The organism is Allobosea sp. R86505 (assembly GCF_042466375.1).
GTDB lineage: Bacteria > Pseudomonadota > Alphaproteobacteria > Rhizobiales > Beijerinckiaceae > Allobosea.
The window spans coordinates 2,673,520-2,694,056 of sequence record NZ_JAXHPY010000001.1; the positions used below are offsets into that span (position 1 = coordinate 2,673,520).

14 protein-coding genes and 1 tRNA gene are annotated in these 20,537 nt (G+C 70.3%); 8 read left to right on the forward strand and 7 right to left on the reverse strand.

What is annotated here, in order from left to right:
• Positions 1 to 53 precede the first annotated feature (53 nt).
• The 3 genes from SJY11_RS12950 to SJY11_RS12960 all read left to right on the forward strand — a co-directional run bounded on the left by SJY11_RS12950 (position 54) and on the right by SJY11_RS12960 (position 3,058).
• A complete protein-coding gene (locus tag SJY11_RS12950; RefSeq protein WP_376987025.1) occupies positions 54 to 2,447 on the forward strand; it encodes a heavy metal translocating P-type ATPase in 2,394 nt (797 codons plus the stop codon).
• Positions 2,448 to 2,481: 34 nt separating this feature from the next.
• Positions 2,482 to 2,555, forward strand: a tRNA-Gly gene (locus tag SJY11_RS12955).
• A 95-nt stretch (positions 2,556 to 2,650) separates the two neighbouring features.
• Complete coding sequence (locus SJY11_RS12960) at positions 2,651 to 3,058, forward strand: hypothetical protein (protein WP_376987026.1); 408 nt, start codon at positions 2,651 to 2,653, stop codon at positions 3,056 to 3,058.
• Here SJY11_RS12960 and SJY11_RS12965 read toward each other — a convergent pair.
• From SJY11_RS12965 to SJY11_RS12975, 3 genes are read right to left on the reverse strand one after another with little or no spacing between them, the layout of a single operon-like run.
• Entirely contained in the window at positions 3,045 to 4,832 is a 1,788-nt protein-coding gene (locus SJY11_RS12965; RefSeq protein WP_376987027.1) for an SUMF1/EgtB/PvdO family nonheme iron enzyme, read from the reverse strand. The two genes, SJY11_RS12960 and SJY11_RS12965, sit on opposite strands and share 14 nt — an antisense overlap.
• Before the next feature lie 48 nt (positions 4,833 to 4,880).
• Complete coding sequence (locus tag SJY11_RS12970; RefSeq protein ID WP_376987029.1) at positions 4,881 to 5,333, reverse strand: DUF4399 domain-containing protein; 453 nt, start codon at positions 5,331 to 5,333, stop codon at positions 4,881 to 4,883.
• The gene (locus tag SJY11_RS12975; RefSeq protein WP_376987030.1) at positions 5,330 to 6,577 is read right to left on the reverse strand and encodes a DUF4399 domain-containing protein; all 1,248 of its coding nucleotides are present in this window, start codon (positions 6,575 to 6,577) and stop codon (positions 5,330 to 5,332) included. The genes SJY11_RS12970 and SJY11_RS12975 overlap by 4 nt, the downstream gene beginning before the upstream one ends.
• A gap of 203 nt (positions 6,578 to 6,780) precedes the next feature.
• On the opposite strand from SJY11_RS12975, the gene SJY11_RS12980 reads away from it, so the two are divergent.
• The 5 genes from SJY11_RS12980 to SJY11_RS13000 all read left to right on the forward strand — a co-directional run bounded on the left by SJY11_RS12980 (position 6,781) and on the right by SJY11_RS13000 (position 13,307).
• On the forward strand, positions 6,781 to 8,304 hold the full coding sequence (locus tag SJY11_RS12980) for a caspase family protein (protein ID WP_376987032.1): 1,524 nt from the start codon (positions 6,781 to 6,783) through the stop codon (positions 8,302 to 8,304).
• 83 nt (positions 8,305 to 8,387) lie between these two features.
• On the forward strand, positions 8,388 to 9,524 hold the full coding sequence (locus SJY11_RS12985; RefSeq protein WP_376987033.1) for an OmpA family protein: 1,137 nt from the start codon (positions 8,388 to 8,390) through the stop codon (positions 9,522 to 9,524).
• A gap of 157 nt (positions 9,525 to 9,681) precedes the next feature.
• Positions 9,682 to 11,238, forward strand: a complete 1,557-nt coding sequence (locus SJY11_RS12990; RefSeq protein ID WP_376987034.1) for a methyltransferase regulatory domain-containing protein — start codon at positions 9,682 to 9,684, stop codon at positions 11,236 to 11,238.
• A 120-nt stretch (positions 11,239 to 11,358) separates the two neighbouring features.
• Entirely contained in the window at positions 11,359 to 12,978 is a 1,620-nt protein-coding gene (locus SJY11_RS12995; protein WP_376987035.1) for a transglycosylase SLT domain-containing protein, read from the forward strand.
• Positions 12,979 to 13,025: 47 nt separating this feature from the next.
• Entirely contained in the window at positions 13,026 to 13,307 is a 282-nt protein-coding gene (locus SJY11_RS13000; RefSeq protein WP_326911368.1) for a hypothetical protein, read from the forward strand.
• Between the two features lie 19 nt (positions 13,308 to 13,326).
• Here SJY11_RS13000 and SJY11_RS13005 read toward each other — a convergent pair whose 3' ends face one another.
• From SJY11_RS13005 to tssM, 4 genes are read right to left on the reverse strand one after another with little or no spacing between them, the layout of a single operon-like run.
• Entirely contained in the window at positions 13,327 to 15,393 is a 2,067-nt protein-coding gene (locus SJY11_RS13005; RefSeq protein ID WP_376987037.1) for a protein kinase domain-containing protein, read from the reverse strand.
• A complete protein-coding gene (locus SJY11_RS13010) occupies positions 15,390 to 16,199 on the reverse strand; it encodes a PP2C family protein-serine/threonine phosphatase (RefSeq protein WP_376987038.1) in 810 nt (269 codons plus the stop codon). Before SJY11_RS13010 ends, SJY11_RS13005 begins: the two co-directional genes overlap by 4 nt.
• The gene (gene tagF, locus SJY11_RS13015; RefSeq protein ID WP_376987040.1) at positions 16,196 to 16,903 is read right to left on the reverse strand and encodes a type VI secretion system-associated protein TagF; all 708 of its coding nucleotides are present in this window, start codon (positions 16,901 to 16,903) and stop codon (positions 16,196 to 16,198) included. The genes SJY11_RS13010 and tagF overlap by 4 nt, the downstream gene beginning before the upstream one ends.
• A gap of 4 nt (positions 16,904 to 16,907) precedes the next feature.
• Positions 16,908 to 20,522, reverse strand: coding sequence for a type VI secretion system membrane subunit TssM (gene tssM, locus SJY11_RS13020; RefSeq protein ID WP_376987041.1), 3,615 nt, complete (start codon positions 20,520 to 20,522; stop codon positions 16,908 to 16,910).
• Between the last annotated feature and the right edge of the window lie 15 nt (positions 20,523 to 20,537).

Genomic DNA, 20,537 nt, shown 5'->3' on the forward strand with positions numbered 1-20,537 from the left:
GGCTACAGGAACTATGGTCTCGCCGGTTCGCGATTCACGACGCCCGGTGCCCCATGTCCCAAACCGATTCCGCTCTCGCCCCGAAGGTCCCTGACGCCGTTGCTGCGGCGCCGGTCTCCTGCGGGTCCGCCTGCTGCGGCGGCCATGACCATGCGCCGCCCACCGCCGCTGCCGCGATCGCCCCGCATCGCCACGTCCCGGGCTGCGGCCATGATCACGATCACGACCACGCGCATGCGGAGACCGGGCGAGCGGCCGAAGCATTGCCGGAGCATGAGCCGGGCGCGCTGCTCTGGCAGGTGCACGGCATGGATTGCGGCAACTGCGCCCAGACCCTCCGCGCGGCGCTGGAGCGGCTGCCGGGCGTCTCCGACATCCGCATTTCCGTCACCAAGGAAACCCTGGCGCTGCGCCTCGACGAGGGCCTGACCCGGCCCGACGCGATCGAGAGCCGCATCGCGACGCTGGGCTACAAGCCGAGCCGGCTCGTGGCGTCGCAAGTCCCATCGCTGCGGCGCGAGGCGCCGGCCGCCTGGTGGCGCCAGGCCAAGGGGCGGCTGGCCATCGCCTCGGGCGCGCTGGTCGCGCTGGCCTATCTCGTCAGCGTGCTCGCGCCGGGCTGGCACGACCCGCTCTTCATCACGGCGGGCCTGATCGCGGCGGCTCCGGTGGCGCGCCGGGCCATCGTCTCGGCACGGGCCGGCGCGCCTTTCACGATCGAGATGCTGATGACGATCGCGGTGGCCGGCGCGCTCGTCATCGGCGCTGCGGAGGAGGCGGCGATCGTCGTCTTCCTGTTTGCCGTCGGCGAGGTTCTGGAGGGTGTCGCTGCCGAGAAGGCGCGCTCCGGCATCCGTTCGCTCGCCGCCCTGGTGCCGCAGACCGCCTGGCTCGAGGAGGGAGGCACCGTCCGCGAGGTGGCGGCCGAGACCCTGCGCATCGGCCAGACCGTGCTGGTGCGGCCGGGCGACCGCATCCCGGCCGACGGCACCGTGCTGACGGGCAGCTCCAGCGTCGACGAGGCGCCGATCACCGGTGAATCGATGCCCAAGGCGAAGGAGCCGGGTTCGGAGGTTTTCGCCGGCACGGTCAATCATGAGGCCGCATTGACTGTCCGTGTCGGCCGGGCGGCGCAGGACACGATGATCGCGCGCATCGTCGCGCTGGTCGCCGAGGCGCAGGACGCCAAGGCGCCGACGGAGCGCTTCATCGACCGCTTCTCGCGGATTTACATGCCCTTCATCGTCGGGCTGTCGCTGCTGGTGGCGGTGCTGCCGCCGCTGGTCGCGGGCGGTGCCTGGGGCGAGTGGATCTATCGCGGGCTCGCCCTGCTGCTGATCGGCTGCCCCTGTGCGCTGGTGATCTCGGTTCCCGCCGCGATCGCCTCCAGCCTCGCCACGGCGGCGCGGCGCGGGCTCCTGATCAAGGGCGGGGCGGTGATCGAGGCGCTGGCGGGTGTCGACACCGTCGCCTTCGACAAGACGGGCACGCTGACGATCGGCCGCCCCGTCGTCACCGATGTCGTGGCGCTGGAAGCGGCCGAGTCTCAGGTCCTGGCGCTGGCGGCGGCGGTCGAGCGGCGCTCGAGCCATCCGCTGGCGGCGGCCATCGTTGCGCGGGCCGAGGCGGAGGCGGTGACCCTCGTCGCGGCAGAAGATGTCGCGGCCGTGCCGGGCAAGGGCATGGCCGGGACGATCGGGGAGGCGGCCGTCTTCGTCGGTGCGCCGCGCCACGCCGCCGCCTGGGCGCCCCTGCCGGAAGTGGCCCTGGCGGCGATCGACCGGCTCGAAGGCGAGGGCAAGACCGTCGTCGTCGTGGTCAGCGCGGCGCGGGCCGTGGGGCTGCTCGCGCTGCGCGACGAGCCGCGGCCGGATGCTGCGGCGGCGATGGGTCGGCTCAATGCCATGGGCATCCGCCCGCTGATGCTGACCGGCGACAATCCGCGCGCGGCGGCAGCGGTCGGGGAGGCGCTCGGCGTCGCGGTCACCGCCGGGATGCTGCCGGCCGACAAGGCGAAGGCGGTGGCCGAGCTCGCTCGCGGCGGACGAGTCGCCATGGTCGGTGACGGCATCAACGACGCGCCGGCGCTGGCCAGCGCGCAGGTCGGCATCGCCATGGGCTCGGGCACGCGCGTCGCGATCGAGGCCGCCGATGCGGCGCTGCTGCATGACCGCGTCGGCGACGTGCCGGCGCTGATCGGGCTGGCGCGAGTAACGATGGCCAATATCCGCCAGAACATCGCGCTGGCGCTCGGCCTGAAGGCGCTGTTCCTCGTCACCACCGTCATCGGCGCGACGGGCCTGTGGGTCGCGATCCTCGCCGACACCGGCGGAACCGTGCTGGTCACGCTCAACGCGCTGCGGCTGCTCGGCTATTTCCGCGGGGAGGCGCAGGCGCCCTCCACACCCTCGTCGGAAAGCGGCAGACCGGCACTCGCGACGGGTTGACTTCTGGCCGCCGCTGGGGAATTTCGAGGGCAGCGCGGGTGTAGCTCAATGGTAGAGCAGCAGCCTTCCAAGCTGAATACCCGGGTTCGATTCCCGGTACCCGCTCCAGCTTCTTTCCCATTATCCGTCCGATGCCGCCGCTGCCTCGCGCAAGCCTTGTCGCATCGCGTCGCCATGCTAGGCTTTGCCCCAGCAAGAGGAGCATGACGCGCTTGATCCGGGGTTGTCTGGCGGTGCTGTGCCTGATCGGTTTCGGGGTCGAGGCCCCGGCGCGCGACCTCGTCGGAAAGTTCGGCTATCTCGGCGAATGGGATGTGACCGCGACGCTCGCGCAGGAGCGGGCAGGGCGTTCGGGGACACCGGTCCTGTCAGGCCCGCTGCTGATGAAGCACAACGCCGTCTGCGGGCCCGGCGAGACGCCGGAGAAGAGCGGCCAGATCCGCCTGACCCTGAGCGGCCAGCGCTACAGCGCCGAGATGACGCTGGCCGGCGCCTCCTGCCGCTTCTCCGGCACGCTCTCGCAGGAGCGCCACAGCTTCGTCGCCTGCGGCGGCGAGCAGCCCATTCCGCTGCGCCTGTGGTTCCGCGACGCCGGTTCTAGGGCTCCCTGACGACCCGGAAGCCGTTGGTGAAGAAGCGCACATCGGCCTCGTATTTGAAGCGGGCGGCCGAGCGCAGATAGCGCGGATCGTTGTTGAAGGAACCGCCGCGCAGCACGCGCTCGCGGCAGCCCGGCGCGGTGAAGGCGCTGCCGTCGCGCGGGGTGGCGCGGTAGCTGTCGCTCCAGCAATCGGCGACCCATTCGGCGGCGTTGCCGGCCATGTCGTAGAGCCCGAAGCCGTTGGCCGGGAACTGCCCGGTCTCGACCGCCTGCCGGCGCGTCGGCTCGTTGCAGCCGACGCAGTTGGCGCGCTCCTTCACCAGGGTCGCGCCCCAGGGATAGGTCGTGGTCGTGCCGCCGCGCGCGGCATATTCCCATTCCGCCTCGCTCGGCAGGCGGTAGCGCTTGCCGGTCCGGGCCGAGAGCCAGGCGAGATAGGCGTTGGCGTCGTTCCAGTGGATGTCCGTCACCGGGCGCTTGCCGCGGCCCAGCCCGCGATCGTTGGGCCGGTGGCTGCAGCCGCCCTGGTCGACGCAGGCGTCCCACTCGTCGAAGGTGACCTCGCGCACGCCGATGTGGAAGCCGGTACGGATCGTTACGGTATGAACCGGCTTCTCGAATTCGTAGAGCTCGTTGGCGCCCATCTCGAAGCTGCCGGGGCGAATCGCCACCAGTTCCGGGCAGTCGTCGCAATCGCGCAGCGTGCGGGCCGTGGCGGCGGCGGGCGGCGGGGCGGGGGTGCGCGGTGGCTCGCGCAGAGACGCTACAGGCGGCGGCGGCCGGGGCGTCGGCGCGGGCAGCGTGGCGGAGGCATTCTGCCGCGCCGCGAATTGCTGCTCGCGGGTGCGGGCCAGCGCGGCGAAGCGCCCGTCGGGATAGGCGTCGAGATAGGCGCGGTACTCGGCCGGGTTCTCGCTGGAGCGGATCGATTCCCAGAAGGAGAGTTCATAGGCGTCCTGCCGGGCCGCGGGGGATTCCGGCGGCGGCAGCGGGATGACGGCGCGGTTGGTCTGCGCGATCTGCGCCGGGCGGGCCACCGGCGTAACGATCAGGCCGGTCGGCGGCTCGGAAGAGATCCAGATCTGCTGGGCGCGGCGGGTCTGCCGGGCGACGGCGTCGCGGGTGCGGGCGAGCGCGGCCTGCATGTCGAGGCCGGGCGTGCGGATCGCCTTGACCCATTCGTCCACGGCCGGGTTGCCGCGGTCGGCGACGGTGCGGCCCGGCGCCGTGGTGAACATGACGCTGATCGCCTCCATCCGGTCGATGGCGAGCAGGCCCTTGGACGGGCCGGCGAGATCGGCCTGCCAGGGATTGTCGCGGCTGGCATCGAGGACGACGAGGGCGCTGGCCGGCCGCGCCACGATCAGCGCGTCGAGGAGCAGGTCCAGATCGATCGCCGCCTGGCCGATCTCGGCCGGGGAGCGCAGCCGCGGATCAACCGGAACGAGGAAGTTGCGCCCGCGCTGCTGCACCGCATGGCCAGCATAGAACACCACCGCCTGGGCGCCGCGGCGCAGCCTGGCGGAGAAGGCGGCGATCGCGTCCTGCAGGGCGGGGCCGCTCGCGTCCTCCGCGGTGACGACGTCGAAGCCGCCCTCGCGCAGCGCCTGGGCCACGGCGCGGGCATCGGCGGTGGCGCCGGCCACGGGCGAAAGCGGGTAGGCGCCGTTGCCGATGACGAGGCCGACGCGCGCAGGCTCGGGCTCGCCCGACTGGGCGAAGCCCGGCGCGGCCGACAGCAGCGAGACGCAGACCGCCAGAGCCAGGCCGCGCAACCAGAACATGCCGTTCCTCATCTGCCTCCCAAATCCTCCCGACCGCATCGCGCCGCCTCAGCGCACATAGACCGTGATCTTGCGCGACATCACGGGAGGATCATGCGGGACGTGGTTATGGTCTCCCAGCAGGAGCTGCAAGGTGTGCCGGCCCTTGGGCAGCGTCACCACCACTTCGCTCTGCCCGTTGCCGAGATGGATGTTGTTGTAATCGGAGGGAATGGGCTGGTCGGGCGGACCGGGCTCCGTGTCGATCAGGAGATGGTGATGGCCGGTGTTGGACCAGTCCGTGCCGGCGGGCGCGAGGCCCATCTCCTTCAACCCCATGCGAACGGTGAAGCGCTCGGGCACCCGCAACCCGTCCAGGGGATAGTGAAAATAGACCTCCGCCCCCTTCGGCGCGGGCTGCCGGCCGGAGCCCGACTGCGCGAGGGCCGGCAGCGCGGCGATCACGGCACTCGCGGCCAGCAGGGCGGCGAGGCTCCGGCGGGATCGGCGGCAGGGGGTCATCGCCGCTTCTCCGGGCGTTTGCCACCGGGCGCCACCGTCACCCGGATGCGCTCCGACAGAATCGGCGGATCATGCGGCACATGGTTCTCGTCGGTGAAGATCAGCTGCAGCGTGTGTTCGCCGCGGGGCAGGGTGATGCGTCGCTCGGTCTGTCCACCGCCGAGATGGATGTGATTGAGATCGGCCGGAATCGCCTCGTCGAGCGGCGGCGTCGGCGCGTTGACGATCAGGTGGTGGTGCCCGGTGTTGGGCTTGGCGACGCCGGCGGGCGCCACGCCCATGTTGCGCAGCCCGAAGCGGACCGTGGTGGTCGGGAAGATCACGTCGCCGTTGCGCGGGTAGATGAAATAGACGGCGGCGTCCGGCGGGGCGGGGGTCAGCGCGGGCTTTCCGTCCGGCCGGGCCGTCGGCTGCGTCACCGAGGCCAGCTGGTCACCCTCGACGACGCGCACCCGGATGCGCGGAGACATCAGCGGCGGGTCATGGGGGACATGGTCGTGGTCGCCGAGCAGCAACTGCAAGGTATGCTCGCCCGGCGGCAGCGTGATCTCGGCCTCGGTCTGACCGCGCCCGAAATGGACATGGTTGAAGTCGCTCGGGATCTCGTGGTTGAGCGGCGGCAGTGCGGTGTCGATCAGCAAATGGTGATGGCCGCCATTGGGATGCGGCGTCCCGGCCGGCGACAGTGCCACGCCGTCGGCGCCGAAGCGGATGATCGAGCGTGTCGGGATCGTCGCCCCGTCGACGAGGTCGACGAAAAAGACCCGGGCGCCGGGCGAGGAAGCGGTCCGCGCCTTCTCGTCAGGTCCCTCGCCGACATCGATGGTGATCCGCTGCGACATCACGGGCGGGTCATGGGGCACGTGATCGTGATCGGCGAAGAGCAACTGCAGCGTATGGCGGCCCGCCGGCAGCACGACCTCGATCTCGGTCTGACCGCTGCCGAGATGGAGGTGGTTGAAATCACTCGGGATCGGCTGGTCGAGCGGCGGCAGTTCGGTGTCGATCAGGATATGGTGATGCCCGGCATTGGGTTGCGGTTGCCCGGCGGGGACGACCTCCATGCCCGACAGTGCGAAACGGACCAGGAATTTGCCCGGCAGGCGCGCTCCATCGGCGATATCGACGAAATCGAGCCGGGCATCGGCCGGGGCCTTGCTTCGCGGCCGGGCCGCCTCCTGGGCGGACGCGGCAGGAACAAATGCCGCAGCGACGACGGCCAGCGTCAGGAGCGCCGATATCATGCCGAGCCGAAACCTGTGCACCGGCCCTGTTCTCCCTCGCTCCCCAGCGTCAAAAATCTACCAGCGGCGGCGTCTTCGGGCAAGCCAAATAGCCTTTTCCTCAACGGTTTGCATGTACCAGATCTGCGGCCGCACGGCCTCGGCGTCTGGATTTCCGGCGGCCGCTCCGCTAGATTGCTCGGACGAAGGACCTGAAGGACCTCATGCTCCCGATCACCCGGCTGCCTTTGCTGATGGGTCTCGCATTGCTGTGGCTGGCGCTGCCTGCTGCTGCGACGACGGAGCGTCGTGTCGCGCTGGTGATCGGCAATTCGAGCTATGCCAATGCGCCCGTCCTGCCCAACACGGTCAATGACGCGCGCGACATGGTGGCCGCGCTGCGCAAGGTCGGCTTCGAGGTGGTGGATGGCGTCGATCTCGACAAGCGCGGCATGGACCAGGCGGTAACCCGGTTCGCGCGTCTGGCGCAGGATGCCGATGCCGCGATGTTCTACTATGCCGGGCACGGGCTGCAGTTCAACGGCGAGAATTATCTCGTGCCGGTCGAGGCGCGGGTCGAGGACGAGATCGGCGTCCAGTACGAGACGACGCGGCTGAACGACGTGGTGACGGCGCTGAACTTCTCGCGCGGCGTCAAGATCATGGTGCTCGACGCCTGCCGCAACAACCCGTTCGTGACGCAACTCGCCAAGCGCCAGGGCACGCGCAGCTTCTCCGTCGGCACTGGCCTCGCCCCCGTCGCGCGGGCGCAGGGCATGGTGATCGCCTATGCCACCCAGGCCAACGACGTCGCTGCCGACGGGACCGGCCGCAACAGCCCCTTTACGGCTGCGCTGGTGCGCGAGATCGACCAGCCGGGCGTCGAGGTCGCGACCGTGTTCCGACGGGTCCAGAAGAGCGTCTACGACGCGACCAACGGGCGCCAGACACCGGAGCTGTCTTTGTCGCTGCTGGGCGATTTCTACCTGAACCGCGCCGAGACCGACAGCGACGTCTGGGGGCGGATCCGGACGAGCGAGGATTCGGCGGTCTATCACGACTTCATTCGCCGCTATCCGACCAGCTTCTTCACCATCGACGCCCGTACGCGGCTCGACCTTCTGGAGCGCCGCGCCGACGAGGTGAAGGAGCGCGACCAACTCGCCCGCGAATTCGCCGCGCGCGAGCGCGCCCTGCTGGAGCGTGTCGAGCGGGCCGAGCGGGTGCGCCAGCAGGCCGCGACCGACCTCGCCAAGCGCCAGAGCGAGGCCTCGCCGACGATTGCCCCGCCACCCGCGGCGCGGTCGCCTGCCTCTCCCTCAGCAGGGACGGTGCGGCCGGTCGCGATCCCGCCGGCGCGCGAGCAGGCCGAGCGCGAGCGCCTCGCCGAGGAGGTCTCGCGGCGGGACCGCGAACTGGCCTCGCTCGAAACCGAGAAGAAGCGGCTTGCCGATGAGCGGCTGCTGATGGAGCAGGCGATGGCGGCGCGGATGGGCACGCTGACCATGTCGGTCCCGGTGCAGCCGAGCCTCTCGCTGGACGCGCCGACGCCGGGGCCCGAGCGCTCGCTGACCGGGCGCCCCGCAGCGGAGCCGGCCGCGAGCACGATCGCACCTGTCGCGCGGCCGCAGGCGGCCCGGGCCCCGACGACGCGGCCGAGTGCCTCGACCTGCAGCGAGATCCTGCTGCGGGCGCAACTCGGCGAGCTGACGGCGCAGGCCAAGGAGCAATTGCAATTGTGCCGGTGAGATCGCCCGTCCGCGCCCACTCCCGTAGTCGAGCCGTGCTGCTGCGACTGGCTCGGCTCGTCCTGGCGCGGATCGTCCTGGCGATGGCGCCCCTGGCCGTCCTTCCGACGCCGGCCTGGGCCCAGGCTGCGGCACCGGTGCCCGTGCCGTTCCCCGAGGCGCTGCAGCGGGCCGCGACCGAACTCTTCGGCAAGGCTGCGATCACGGGCGACCGCATCGAGCTGGTGATCGACCCGCTCATCGACGCCGCGTCGGGCTCGCAATCGGTCGCGACGCGCGCGATGCAGCAGAGGCTCGTCGAAATCGTCCGGACCGCCCATCCGCGCTTCGTCGTGCAGCCCTTCACGCCCGAGGTGCTGGCGCGCAATCCGGTCGTGCTCGTCGGGACCTTCACCGCGATCAGCCAGGCCGGCAACGAGAGCCCGCCCGACGCGTTCCGAATCTGCCTGAGCCTGGCCGATCTCGCCTCGCGCAGCGTGGTCGGCAAGGGCGTGGCCCGTGCGACGCCCGACGATGTCGACGTCACGCCGACGCCCTATTTCCGCGACGTCCCGGTCTGGGCGAAGGACCAGGCCACGGATGCCTATGTGAAGACCTGCCAGGGCACGCCGATGGGCGGTCGGCTGGATCCGGCCTATGTCGACCGGCTGCCGGCGAATGCGCTGATCCAGGACGGCATTGCCGAATATGAGGCGCAGCGCTTTCGCGAGGCACTCGCCTTCTACCGCACGGCGCGCAAGCTGCCCGGTGGCGACCAGCATCGCGTGCGCATCGGCACCTACCTCGCCAATGCGAAACTGGGGCGCCGTGACGACGCGGTCGATGCCTTCGGCGATCTGGTCGATTATGGGCTGAGCACCGAACAACTGTCGGTCCGGCTGCTGTTCCGGCCGGGCTCGACGCAGTTCATCGACAATCCGCAGACCACCGAGCCCTATCCGATGTGGCTGAGCCAGATCGCGACGCGCGTGCGCCAGAAGAACGCCTGCCTCGAGATCGTCGGGCACACCTCGCGCACGGGGCCGCCATCCCTGAACGAACGGCTCTCGGTGCTGCGGGCGCAGTTCATCATGGACCTGCTGCTGACCGGAATGCCCGATGGCCGCAGCCGGATGATTGCGAGCGGGCGCGGCTTCCGCGACAATCTGGTCGGCACCGGCAAGGACGATGCGAGCGACGCGCTCGACCGGCGGGTGGAGTTCAAGGTCATCGGCTGCTGAGCGCACGGATCCAGGCCCGCTGGCGCCATCCATCCGGCGCCGCGGTCTTTTCAGGTCCGGGCGGGCGTCGGCTCCTTCGAATGGATGAGGCGCTTCGCCGCTGTCCGGGGTCCGATGCGGCTCCGGGCTAGGCGACGTCCGGGAACAGGCGGCGGGCATGAACGACATGGCGACCAATCCCTATGACGCGGTCGCCTATCCAGGCCACGCCTTCGAGCAGACGTATCCGGCCAGACTTGCGACGATTGCGCATTTCCACGGCATGCAGGCGGCGCCTTCGCATGCGATGCGGGTTTTGGAGCTGGGCTGCGGCCGCGGCGGCAACCTGATCCCGATGGCCGCGCAGCACCGCGAGAGCCGCTTCGTCGGCATCGATCTCAGCGGCAGCGCGATCGCGGAGGCGAAGCGGGCGACGGCGGAGATCGGCCTGGAGAACATCGTCTTCCACCACCGCGATATTCTCGCGGTCGGGCCGGAGCTCGGCAGCTTCGACTACATCCTCGTCCACGGGGTCTATTCCTGGGTGCCGGATGCGGTGCGCGAGGCGATCATGGCCCTCATCGGCGGATTGCTGGCGCCGCAGGGCATCGCCTATATCAGCTACAACGCGCTGCCGGGCTGCCGCCTGCGCGATCTCGCCCGCGACGTGATGCTCTACGCCACGCGCGACATCACCGAGCCGACCGAGCGGGTGCGCGTGGCGCGCGCCGCGCTCGCGGCCTTCGCCGCGGCGAGCGATGGCGAGACCTTCCATGGGGCGGCTCTGCGGCAGCGCCTGACCCAGTTGGCAGATACGCCCGACAATGTCCTCTACCACGACGATCTCAACCCGATTGCGCGGCCCTTCGCGCTGCATGAGGTGCTCGACGCGGCGCAACGGCACGGGTTGCAGTTCCTGGCCGAAGCCTCCTTTCCCAACATGTTCGCAGCGGCGAAGGGCCCGGCCCAGGCGATGCTCGCGGCCATTCCCGCCGAACAGGGGGCGTTGAGGGAACAGACGCTCGACCTGCTGATCGGCCGCGCCTTCCGCGAGACGCTGCTGTGCCGCGAGGGAATCCCGCTGCGGCGCACCATCGGCCGGGGTTCGCTCGCGCCCTACCATGTTGCCGCGCATGCGACGCTGGTCGAGCCGGGCGGGGACGAGGAGGCCAGGCCGGGCATCGACCGGTTCGAGTTCGAGGGTGGCGTGCGGCTCTCCGTCGATCTTCATCTGTGCAAGGCGGCGCTGCGGCGCCTGAGCCAGGCCTGGCCGGGCAGCATCGCCTTCGACACGCTCGTCAGCCAGGCGGTGGCCGATGTCGGCGCGGCGCTCGAGCCGGATCTGGCCGGGCAGCTCGCCCGCCTCGAGGATGCGCTGATCGCCATCTTCAAGGCCGGACTGCTCGACATCAAACTGGAGCCGCCGCCGCTGACGACGGCGGTGGCCGAGCGGCCGCGCGCCAGCGTGGTGGCGCGCTGGCAGGCACAGACCTCGCGGGAGGTCGCCAATCTGCGCCATCGCACGGTGGCCCTGGATGGGATTGTCGGGCGCAAATTCGTCAGTCTGCTGGACGGTTCGCGGACGCCCGAGATGCTGCTGGCGGATCTCAACGCGTTCCTCGACGAAATCCATGCCGCGGGAGCCGAGGTCGCGGATGTGCCGCGGTGCGCGACGGCGGAGCAGGTGGCCACGCATCTGAAGGATGTGGCGCGGCTCGGCCTGCTTCATCCTTGAGCGGCGCGACGGCGATTGTCGCCGCCAGCACCGTTGCCTATGCTGACGCAGCGGCAGAATGGGTCGGCAGCCTTTCGCCGGCGCTGCGGCCGAGGCGGAGGGCCGGCCGGGTGAGGGCCGATGGGTGAACGCTTCAAGCAGTTCCAGGCCGTGTTTCCCGAGGAGGCCTGCCTCGACGCGCTGATGCGCGCGCGTCATGGCGGCACGCAGCTGACCTGCGCCGCCTGCGGCCGTCCGAGCCATTTTCAGCCCCGGGTCAAGCTGCGCGCGTTCGCCTGCGAGCATTGCAACTACCTGGTCCAGCCCGGAGCCAGCACCGCGCTCGACAACCGCCGCACGCCGCTGCAGCTCTGGTTTTTTGCGCTGCGGATGAGTGCCGAGCAGGGTCCGAAGGGAGCGGCCACTGCGGTCGAGCGCGAGGCGGGCGTGCCGGGGCTGACCGCGCGCCGGCTGATCAGCGACCTCGCGACGCTGGAAACCCAGGGCGCGGACTGGTTCATGGCGCTGCGCCGGCGTGTGGTCGGCGACGCCGCGCCGGCGGCTCCGGTTCCGCCCGGGCCGGCTTCGATCACTGCCGGAGCAGAGGGCGCATCGCCATCCCGTGCAGCCGTGGCGCCTGTGCCCGGTGCGGGAGGTTCGGGCCGGGCGACGATGATTGCGCTCGTGGCGGGGGTCACCTGCCTCGCCGCGGCGGTGCTCGGCATCGCGCTCGTCAAGCTGCGGCAGCCGGAGGCGCCACCCGACCCCGAGATGGTCGCGATCATGAGCGCTCCGGCGCTCCAGACGGCGGCCCGGCCCTCGCTGATCCTGTCCTCGGTCGAAAGCGATCTGGAGGCGGCGCGCGAGGCGACCGAGTTCGCGCTCAAGGCCGATCCCAGCCTGGCGGCGATCAAGGAACAGGCGTACAGCCCGCCGGAGATCCCTGTCGTGCCGCTGACGCTGCCGCCGGCCAACATCCTGCTGGTGCCGCCGAAGCTGTCTCCGGGCCAGGCCACGCCGGGCCAGCGTTCGCGGATTCCGCAGGCGCCGATCACGACCGGCGGCGATCCCGAGCAGTTGCTGACCTTCGGGCCGATCCGGATCCGGCGGCATCTGGTCGAGACGATCGTGCGCGCCGGCAAGGTGGTGGGCGCCGACCCGACGCTGCTGATGGCCGTCGCCGACAAGGAATCGTCGTTCTCGACGTCGGTCCAGGCCAAGACGTCGTCGGCCACGGGGCTCTACCAGTTCATCGAGCAGACCTGGCTCGGCGTCGTCAGCGAATTCGGGGCGAAGCACGGGCTGGCGGCCGAGGCGAAGCTGATCGGCCGCAACGGGCGGCAGTTCTTCGTCGCGGATGCGGCCGAGCGCCAGCGCATTCTCGATCTCAGGCGCGAGCCCTATCTCTCGGCCCTGCTGGCCGGCGAGATGCTGAAGCGTGACACGCTGCGGCTGGAGAAGGCGATGGGCCGCCACCTCACCGGCGGCGAGATCTACCTGATCCACTTCCTCGGGCCCGACGCCGCCCAGACCTTCATCGAGACGATGGAGGAAAAGCCGGATGTCAAGGCGGCCGATCTGCTGCCGCGGCCGGCCCAGGCCAACCGGCCGATCTTCTATGCCGAGGCCGGGGGCGAAACCAAGACGCTCTCGGTCTCCGAGGTCCATCGCAAGTTCAACGAGATGATCAAGGTCAGGCTCGACCGCTACAAGACGGTGCGTCCCGCCGCTCCTCAGCAGGCCGGGCGCGCGAAGAAGTAGACGGGCGCGGCCGCCGGCCCGCCCGAACCGCAGAGGAGACTAGACCGATGGCGGCCAACCGTTTCGAGCAGGTGGACGAACCGCAGCCGGATGCGATCACGCTCAGCCTGAGCGCCGGCGACGGCGAGACCCATGGCCAGATTTCCTGCCCGGCCGAACTGGCCGGCGGGCATCTCGTCAACGACTTCCTGAGCGACCCGATGCCGCCGGTCGATGCCTTCCGGGCCGCGGTGCGGCTCGCCAACGAGATCCGCGCGCCGATCGTCGTCGCGGATCCGCAGGGGCTCTGGCAGGACGAATGGGGCGTGCTCTACCGCGAGGCCGACTGAGGAGGCTCGGCGCCTCCGCTCAGTCGATCCGGAAATAGCGCACGCCCAACCCGAGCGGCTCGCCCAGGCGCAGGACATCCTGCTGGAGGCTGGCGAAAAAGTCCGTCGAGGGGGTGGGGTTGGGGCCCGACAGCGCCGGCAGCGGCGCCGTGCTGACGAAGGTCAGCACAGTCTGGGGCCGCGGCCCGCCCCCCGCCGATTCCAGCTTCAGGTTGAAGGTGGCGCGGCGGCCGTCACGGCGCAGATAGCTGCCGAGATTGTACACCAGCCCGTCGTCGCCGATCAGCACCACAGCGACATTGCGGCCGCCGTCATTGTCGATGGTCCCGCTCAGCACGTCGCCGCTCTTCATGTTGAAGGCGTTGATCTGGAGCCGCGGCGTGCGGTCGATATTGTCGCCGAGGGTGCGCAGGAAATCCGCCATCGGGCATTGTGCGGCCGTGATCGGCCGCAGATGGATCTGCGCCTCGAAGCCCTGCGCCGCCTTGAAGGCGCTGTCGAAGGCGACGAAGGGCTCGGTGCGGTTTCCGAAGCCTTCCAGAACCGCGCGCGTCGCGGTCAGCTCCGTCGGCCAGAGGAAAAAGCACGGGCCGCCGTCATAGGTCGCGATATAGCGCTGGATGCGTTCGAGCGGCGGGCGGGGCGGCTGTGCGACCGCGACCTGAGCCGGGTCGCTGCGCCCCGTCGCGGCCGCCGGTGTCTCCGGGCGCGGTTGCGCGGCCGGCGGCACGGCCGGTGTCGCCGGTGGCCGCACCGGCTCGGTCACCGTGGGCTGCGGCATGCGCGGATCGGGCCGTGCCGGGGGCGTAATCGGTGGCGGGGCGACGACGGCGATCTGCGGTTCGGGACGCGGCGGGGAGGGCTGCGTGGGCTGCGGTTGTGGCTGCGGCTGGGGTGGTGCGGCCGGAGGCTCGGTCAGCGCAGGCGCGGCGATGGCGGGCGTCTGGGTCGCCGGCGGCTGGGCCACCACGGCGGGGGTCGGTACGGCGGGCGGCTCGACCAGTTCCGGCACCCGGTTCTGGGCCTGGGCCGGGTTCGGTGTCTGGGCCTGGGCCTGGGCCGGCGGATCGCTGCGGGTTTCGTTGAGAACCGGTGGCTGGGTGCTGCCGCGCGGCGGCTCGTCGTTCAGCAGGGTCCAGCCATAGAAGCCGCCGCCCGCCAGCAGGGCGAGCGCTGCGATGCCGGCGACGGCGCGCAGCGGGGATTTGCCGGAAACGGCCTTGGCGGTCGGCGCCGGCGGTTGCCAGGCGGCGACCTCCGACATGTCGGCGAAGCGCTCGGCCGGGTCGGCGGCGAGCATGCGGGCCAAGAGCGGGCGCATGCGGGCGTCGATGCCCGAGAGATCGGGCAGGCGACGGCGCTTCTCGAGGATCTGGACCTGGCTGCCACCCATGTCGAGCGGTTTGCCGGTCAGCGCCTCGGCCAGGACGAGGCCGAAGCTGTACATGTCGGAGCGCCCGGTGACGTCGCCACCATAGAGGCCGAGCTGCTCGGGCGAGACATAGTTGTACTTGCCGGCGAAGCCCGAGCCGATGACCGTGCCTTCGCCGAGGATGCTGGAGCGGGCGATGCCGAAATCGATGATCTTGGCACGGGCGACGCTGCCGCCCGGAAGGATGATGTTGTCCGGCGAGACGTCGCGGTGGACGATGCCGAGAAGATGGGCGGCGTGGAGGCCCGGTCCGATGCGCCGGCGCAGCACGTCCACCTCGTCGAGGCTCAGCGGCGCCTCCTTGATGCGCTCCGACAGCGGCTGGCCGTCGACGAACTCCATCGCCAGATAGGGCGACTGCGTCCCCGGATCGATGGTGAAGACGTAATAGCGGACGATGGCCTCGTTGTAGAGGTTGTGCAGAGCGGCGGCCTCGCGCCGGAACAGGGCGAGCGCCGCCTCGTCGCGCGCCAGTTCGGGGCGGATCATCTTGATCGCCACCGCGTCGCCTGTCTGGATGGCGCGGCCCTTGTAGACCTCGCCCATGCCGCCGACGGCGATCAGCCGCTCGACCTCGTAGATGCCGTTCAGGGTGGTCCCGACGGAGACGGCGCCGGCGCGGGGCGCGAAGACGGTGCGCTCGGAGTCGCTCATGGCGTGTCGGTCTCCTGCATGCGCCGGTTCGGCATCCACCGGGTCGTCCGGTCGTCCCTGCGGCTATAGCGCATGATGATCACCGTAACGTTGTCGCGCGCACCGCGCTGCAGGGTCAGCGCCAGCAGGGCGTTGCAAGCCTGCTGCGCCCCGGCCTCCTCGACCGCTTCCAGGATCTCGGGCTCCGCGACATGCTCGGTCAGGCCGTCGGAGCAGAGGACGAAGACGTCGCCATCCTCGATCTCGCCGCTGTCGAGGTCGAGTTCGGGCACGTCGTGGACGCCGATGGCGCGGGTGATGACATGGCGGCGCGGCGAGAGCCGGGCCTCCGCAGCCGTCATGACGCCACGCTCGACCAGATCCTGGACCTCGGTGTGGTCGCGCGAGATCTGCAGGATCTGGCCGGCACGGATGAGGTAGATGCGGCTGTCGCCACACCAGACGCAGGCGAAGTGACGCTCGTGGACGAGCAGGACGGCGAGTGTCGAGCCCATTGCCGCGCCGTTGCCCTCCGCGATGTGGCGGCGCAGTTCAGCATTGGCCTGCAGCACGCCGCTCTCCAGCCGGGCCAGCAGATCGGGCGCCGACCGGGTCTGGCCGATGCTCTCGATCGCGGCGGCCACCGTGGCGCTGGCGAGCGCGCCGTTCTCATGGCCGCCCATGCCGTCGGCGACCGCCCAGATGCCGAATTCGGGCCGGACGACGAGATTGTCCTCGTTGGCGCTGCGGATGCGCCCGACGTGGCTGACGGCGCCGGTCTCGAAGGCCGCTGCGGTCTGGCTGGGATTCTGGCTGAGATCGCTCATGACACGGCCCGCCCCGGTTCGAGGAACGCATCGAAATGGCCGGTTAGCAGGCCGGCGAAGAGATAGGGATCGGGCAGTCCGTGCCCGACCAGGGCGAGCGGCTCGAAGTTGTCGCCGCCGACGGTCCAGAAACAGGTCGAATGGGCATAGGCGCGGGCATGATTCTCGACGCGCAGGGCGGCGAGCCGGGCGGGGAAGCCCGCCGCGTCCAGCGCGGTGACGATGGTCCCGTCCGAGAGGCGTACCATGTCCTGCGGCGGCGGCGCGAGCAGCGCGTCGTTGGGGATGGCCAGCCGCGACAGGCGCTCCGAGACGGCCTCGAAGCTCGCCTCCGGATCGAGAGCCCGCAGCAGGAAGTCCTCGATGCCGGCATACCAGGCATCCTGCGGATCGAGCTCCGGATGCGGGATCGCGCCGCCGGGCTGGGCCAGGGCGAAGACCGTCAGCGGGAAATAGCGGCCGACGCCGTCGACGGAAGGCATGAACGCGCCCGCGACGGCCTGCCCGCACAGCCCCTGTCCGAGCCAGAAGCGCCAGATCGGTACGTTGAGGAAGGCCTCCTGCCAGCGGCCGGCCAGCGCGAGCCGGCTCGCGGTCAGGCCGCCCTGAAGCCAGGTCTCGTAAACCTTGAGGAAGGCGGCCGGCGCATTGACCGCGATGAAGTCGCGCTTGGCCGGCAGCTTCCCGAACAGGCCGCAGCTCATCGCCTCAGATCCCCGACGGGCAGCGGATCTCCCGCAAAGCGGGCAGGATCAGCGGGTTCTTCAGCGAGCCGACGCCGAACTGGTAGCCGACCTGGCGCCCGCCCGCCGCCAGCGTCAGCCCGACATTGTCGCCCTGGCGCAGGACCGAGCCGGTGTCGAGCAGGCGGAAGAAGGACCAGACGCCGTCGCGCTCGAACAGCTTGACCTCGCCGGAGGGCGCGCTCGGTCCGGACGAGAAGAAGCCGCCGCCGAAGACGCCGCCGCCGCTGGCGCCGCCCAGCGTCAGCGTGATTGCGGTGCGGCCGATGCCGGCGCCGGGCCACATCACGGGGGCGGGCGTGTTGACGCCCTGCTGGCTCGCCACGGTGAAGCCGTTGATCTCGAGTTTGGCGCTGGCGGCGTCGGCCGAGAGCGCGGTCGGCACCACGATCATCTGGAAGGAGGGCAGGTTGCCCCCCGTTGGGAAGAAGGCCTCCCGGATCTCGCTGGCGCGCTGGAACTCGCGCAAAGTCGTCGCCGAGAGCGAGCGGGCGACGCGACTGTCTGCGCGCCAGCTCCACTGCGCCTTGGAGCTGTCGACATAGGGTTCGAGCCGCTCCTTGTAGAACTTGTCCATGATGCCGCCGGGCGCGAAGAGGCGGGCGAAATCGGCCAGCGGCACCTCGCGCGCGCTGCCCTTCACGAAGGGATAGCGGTTGGTCAGGATCTCCGTGCAGACACGGCTGACCTGATCGCCCAGCGCCTGGCGCAGCAGGGCGACGGTGGCGCCGGTGGCATCGCCTTCGAAATCGTTGACGGCCGAGACGACCATCGCGCCGAAAGGAGCGGGATAGCGCGATGAATTGGCGCGCAGCGTCGCGATCAGGGGCACGAGCGCTGCGTTCGCAGCCGCGGCCTGGGCGGGGTTGGTCGCGGCGGTGGCGAGGTTCTGGTTGATCTCGGACAAGACCTGCAGGAGCTGGTCGACCGGGCGGCGCCCGAGATCGCCCTCGACGAGGACATGGAAGGGCTTGAACTGCGCCTCGATATCGGCGCCGAGCGCCTCGTTGCCGCCGCCGCCGAGGACGCGCTCGACACCCGGCGCGCTGAGCGGGAGATTGGTACCGAGCCGGCTCAGCGCCTCGCTCGCGCGCTTCTCCAGAACATCGGTCGCGGCTGCTGCAGCCGCCTTGCGGGGGGAGGCGCGCTCCTTGGTGAGTTGCGTCTCGTCGCGCACGGATTCGAGGATCTGCTTGAAGGGCGAGGTCGGTGCCGCCATGGCACTGAGCGCGACATATTGCGGCTTGTCGGCATTGAGCGGGCGCAGCTTCAGCCGCGCCAGGGTGCGCTGCCAGGAGGCGACGAAATCGCGGCTGTAGAGCTTGAGCAGGTCCTGGAAGAGCGTGGCGTATTGCGAGATGATCGCCTGCTGGTCGACATTCTCGCCCAGTACCCAGCGCTCCTTCTCGATCCGGTCGCCGATGTCGCCGAGGCGGTCGACGAAGGCGTTCTGGAAGCCGTCATAGGTGTAGAAATAGGGCACGCGGACCGCGTCGAGATCCTCGCCGCCAACGCCTTCGAAGGCCAGGCGCACGTCCGAGCCGCCACGCCGGGCCGCGACCCAGTCCTTCTGGCTCTGCGCGCGGGCCTGGGTGCGCAAGAGCTCATAGGCGCGCTCCGCGATGCTGAGGCGCCGCAGCGTGCGCTGGCTGTTCTCGATCAGCGACTGGTTGAGCTTGACCAGCGGCTCGGCCTCGCCGTCGTCGAGATCGAGCATCGCGACGAGATGCTCCTCGAGCGCCTCGCGGCCCTTGGCGTTGGCGGCGCCGGGAAAGAGGTTCTCGGCCCAGTCCAGACGCATCCAGGCGATGACGAGGTCGCGATCGAGCTTCGCCTGGCCGCCGACCATCATGTAGACCTTGAGCGCCTCGTAGACGAAGCCGGGATTGGCCTGGTTCGCCTCGAGCTGCTCCTCGAGCCGGAAGATGATGCGCGAGCGCAGCATCCGCTCCAGCGCCTGCTGATAGGTGAGCTCGGCTGCATTCTGAAGGCGCGCGCGCTGGCTCAGCCCGAAGGTGGCGGCGGCCGGCGTCGGCTCCTCGCGGGTCGCATAACCGGTCGGCAGGTGACGCAGCTTGTGCAGCAGCGGCAGGATGCGGCTGAAATTGCGCTCGGAGATCGTCGTCTCCTGCAGCACAGGGGCGGCGCTGGAGCGGTAGTCGGAGAGGCCGTAATTGGTCGCGGTGATCAGGTCGCTGTTGCGCGAGAAGCTCGTCCACCACAGGCCGAGCGCGGCGAGCGAGACCAGTGCCACCGTGGCGAAGCCGGCGGCCCGCAGCAGGGTCGAGCGACGAGCGGCGCCGAGATCGGTCGAGACCCAGCCGGCCTCGCCGATGATGACCTTCTGGATCAGGTCGGTCAGGAAATAGCTCTTGCCGCGGCCGGAATAGGCGCCGGCGCTGGCGTGGCTGCTGCCGAAATTGCGCGAGAGTGCGCCGATCAGCTGGTCGATCGGCGTCCCCTCCTGCGTGCCGGAGGTGAAGTAGAAGCCGCGCAGCGTCGCATTGGCGTGATAGCGCGTCGGCTCGAAGACGCGGCCGAGGAAATCGGTGATCGAGCGCTTCAGCGTTGCCATCTGGCTCGGGAAGCCGAAGATCTGGGCGCGCGCGGTCGGGTTGGCCTCGTCCTGCAGTCGGTCGGGGAGGCGCTCGTTCAGCCGCTCGATGAGCGCATCATATTCGGGCGCGACATCGCCGATCATGTTGCGGGTCTTGTCGCCGGTCTGGAAGGTGTGTCCCCAGACCATCCGGCGCTGCGGCTCGGAGAGCCCGCCGAAATACTCGTTGAAGCCGGCGATCAGGTCGGCCTTGGTGAAGACGGCATAGACCGGGAAGTCGACCTTCAGCCGCTCGTTCAGCTCCAGCAGCCGGTTGCGGATCGCGTCGGCGTGGGCGGCGATCTCCTCGGGGCTCGACGTCAGCAGATCCTCGACGCTGATCGCCACCATGACACCGTTGATCGGCTGGCGGGGGCGGTGGGTCTTGAGCAGATCGAGGAAGGCAAGCCAGCTCGCCTTCTCGGCCTTCGCGTCGGTATCCTGCGTGGTGTAGCGGCCGGCCGTGTCGATCAGCACGGCCTCCTCGGCAAACCACCAGTCGCAATAGCGGGTGCCGCCGACGCCGGCGATCGCGGCGGGCGCCGCGCCGCCGCGGGCGAGCGGGAACTTCAGCCCGGAATTGACCAGCGCTGTGGTCTTGCCGGCGCCGGGCGGGCCGATGATGACGTACCAGGGCAGGTCGTAGAGATAGTCGCCGCCATCCTTACCGCGCGCACGCCGCAGCGTCGCCAGCGCGTCGCGCATCGAGGCGGAGAGCGCGGCGCCGTCGCCGGTCGCCTCCTGCTGCTGTTCCAGCGCCTCGGTGAGCGCGGCGGTGGCGCGACGCCGGCGGATCACGATCAGCGCGATCCAGGCCAGCGCGCCGAGCGCCAGCAGCAGAACGATCGGCAGCCGCACCCAGACCGAGTCGAACGGGCGGACCTCGCCGACGGCAAGGAACGGCGCGCCGAACCAGACGAGCAGGCCGAGAGCCAGCGCTCCGAGCGTGATGGCGGCGATCCGGAGCCAGGTGGCGAGGTTCATGAGCTGGCGCCCTCC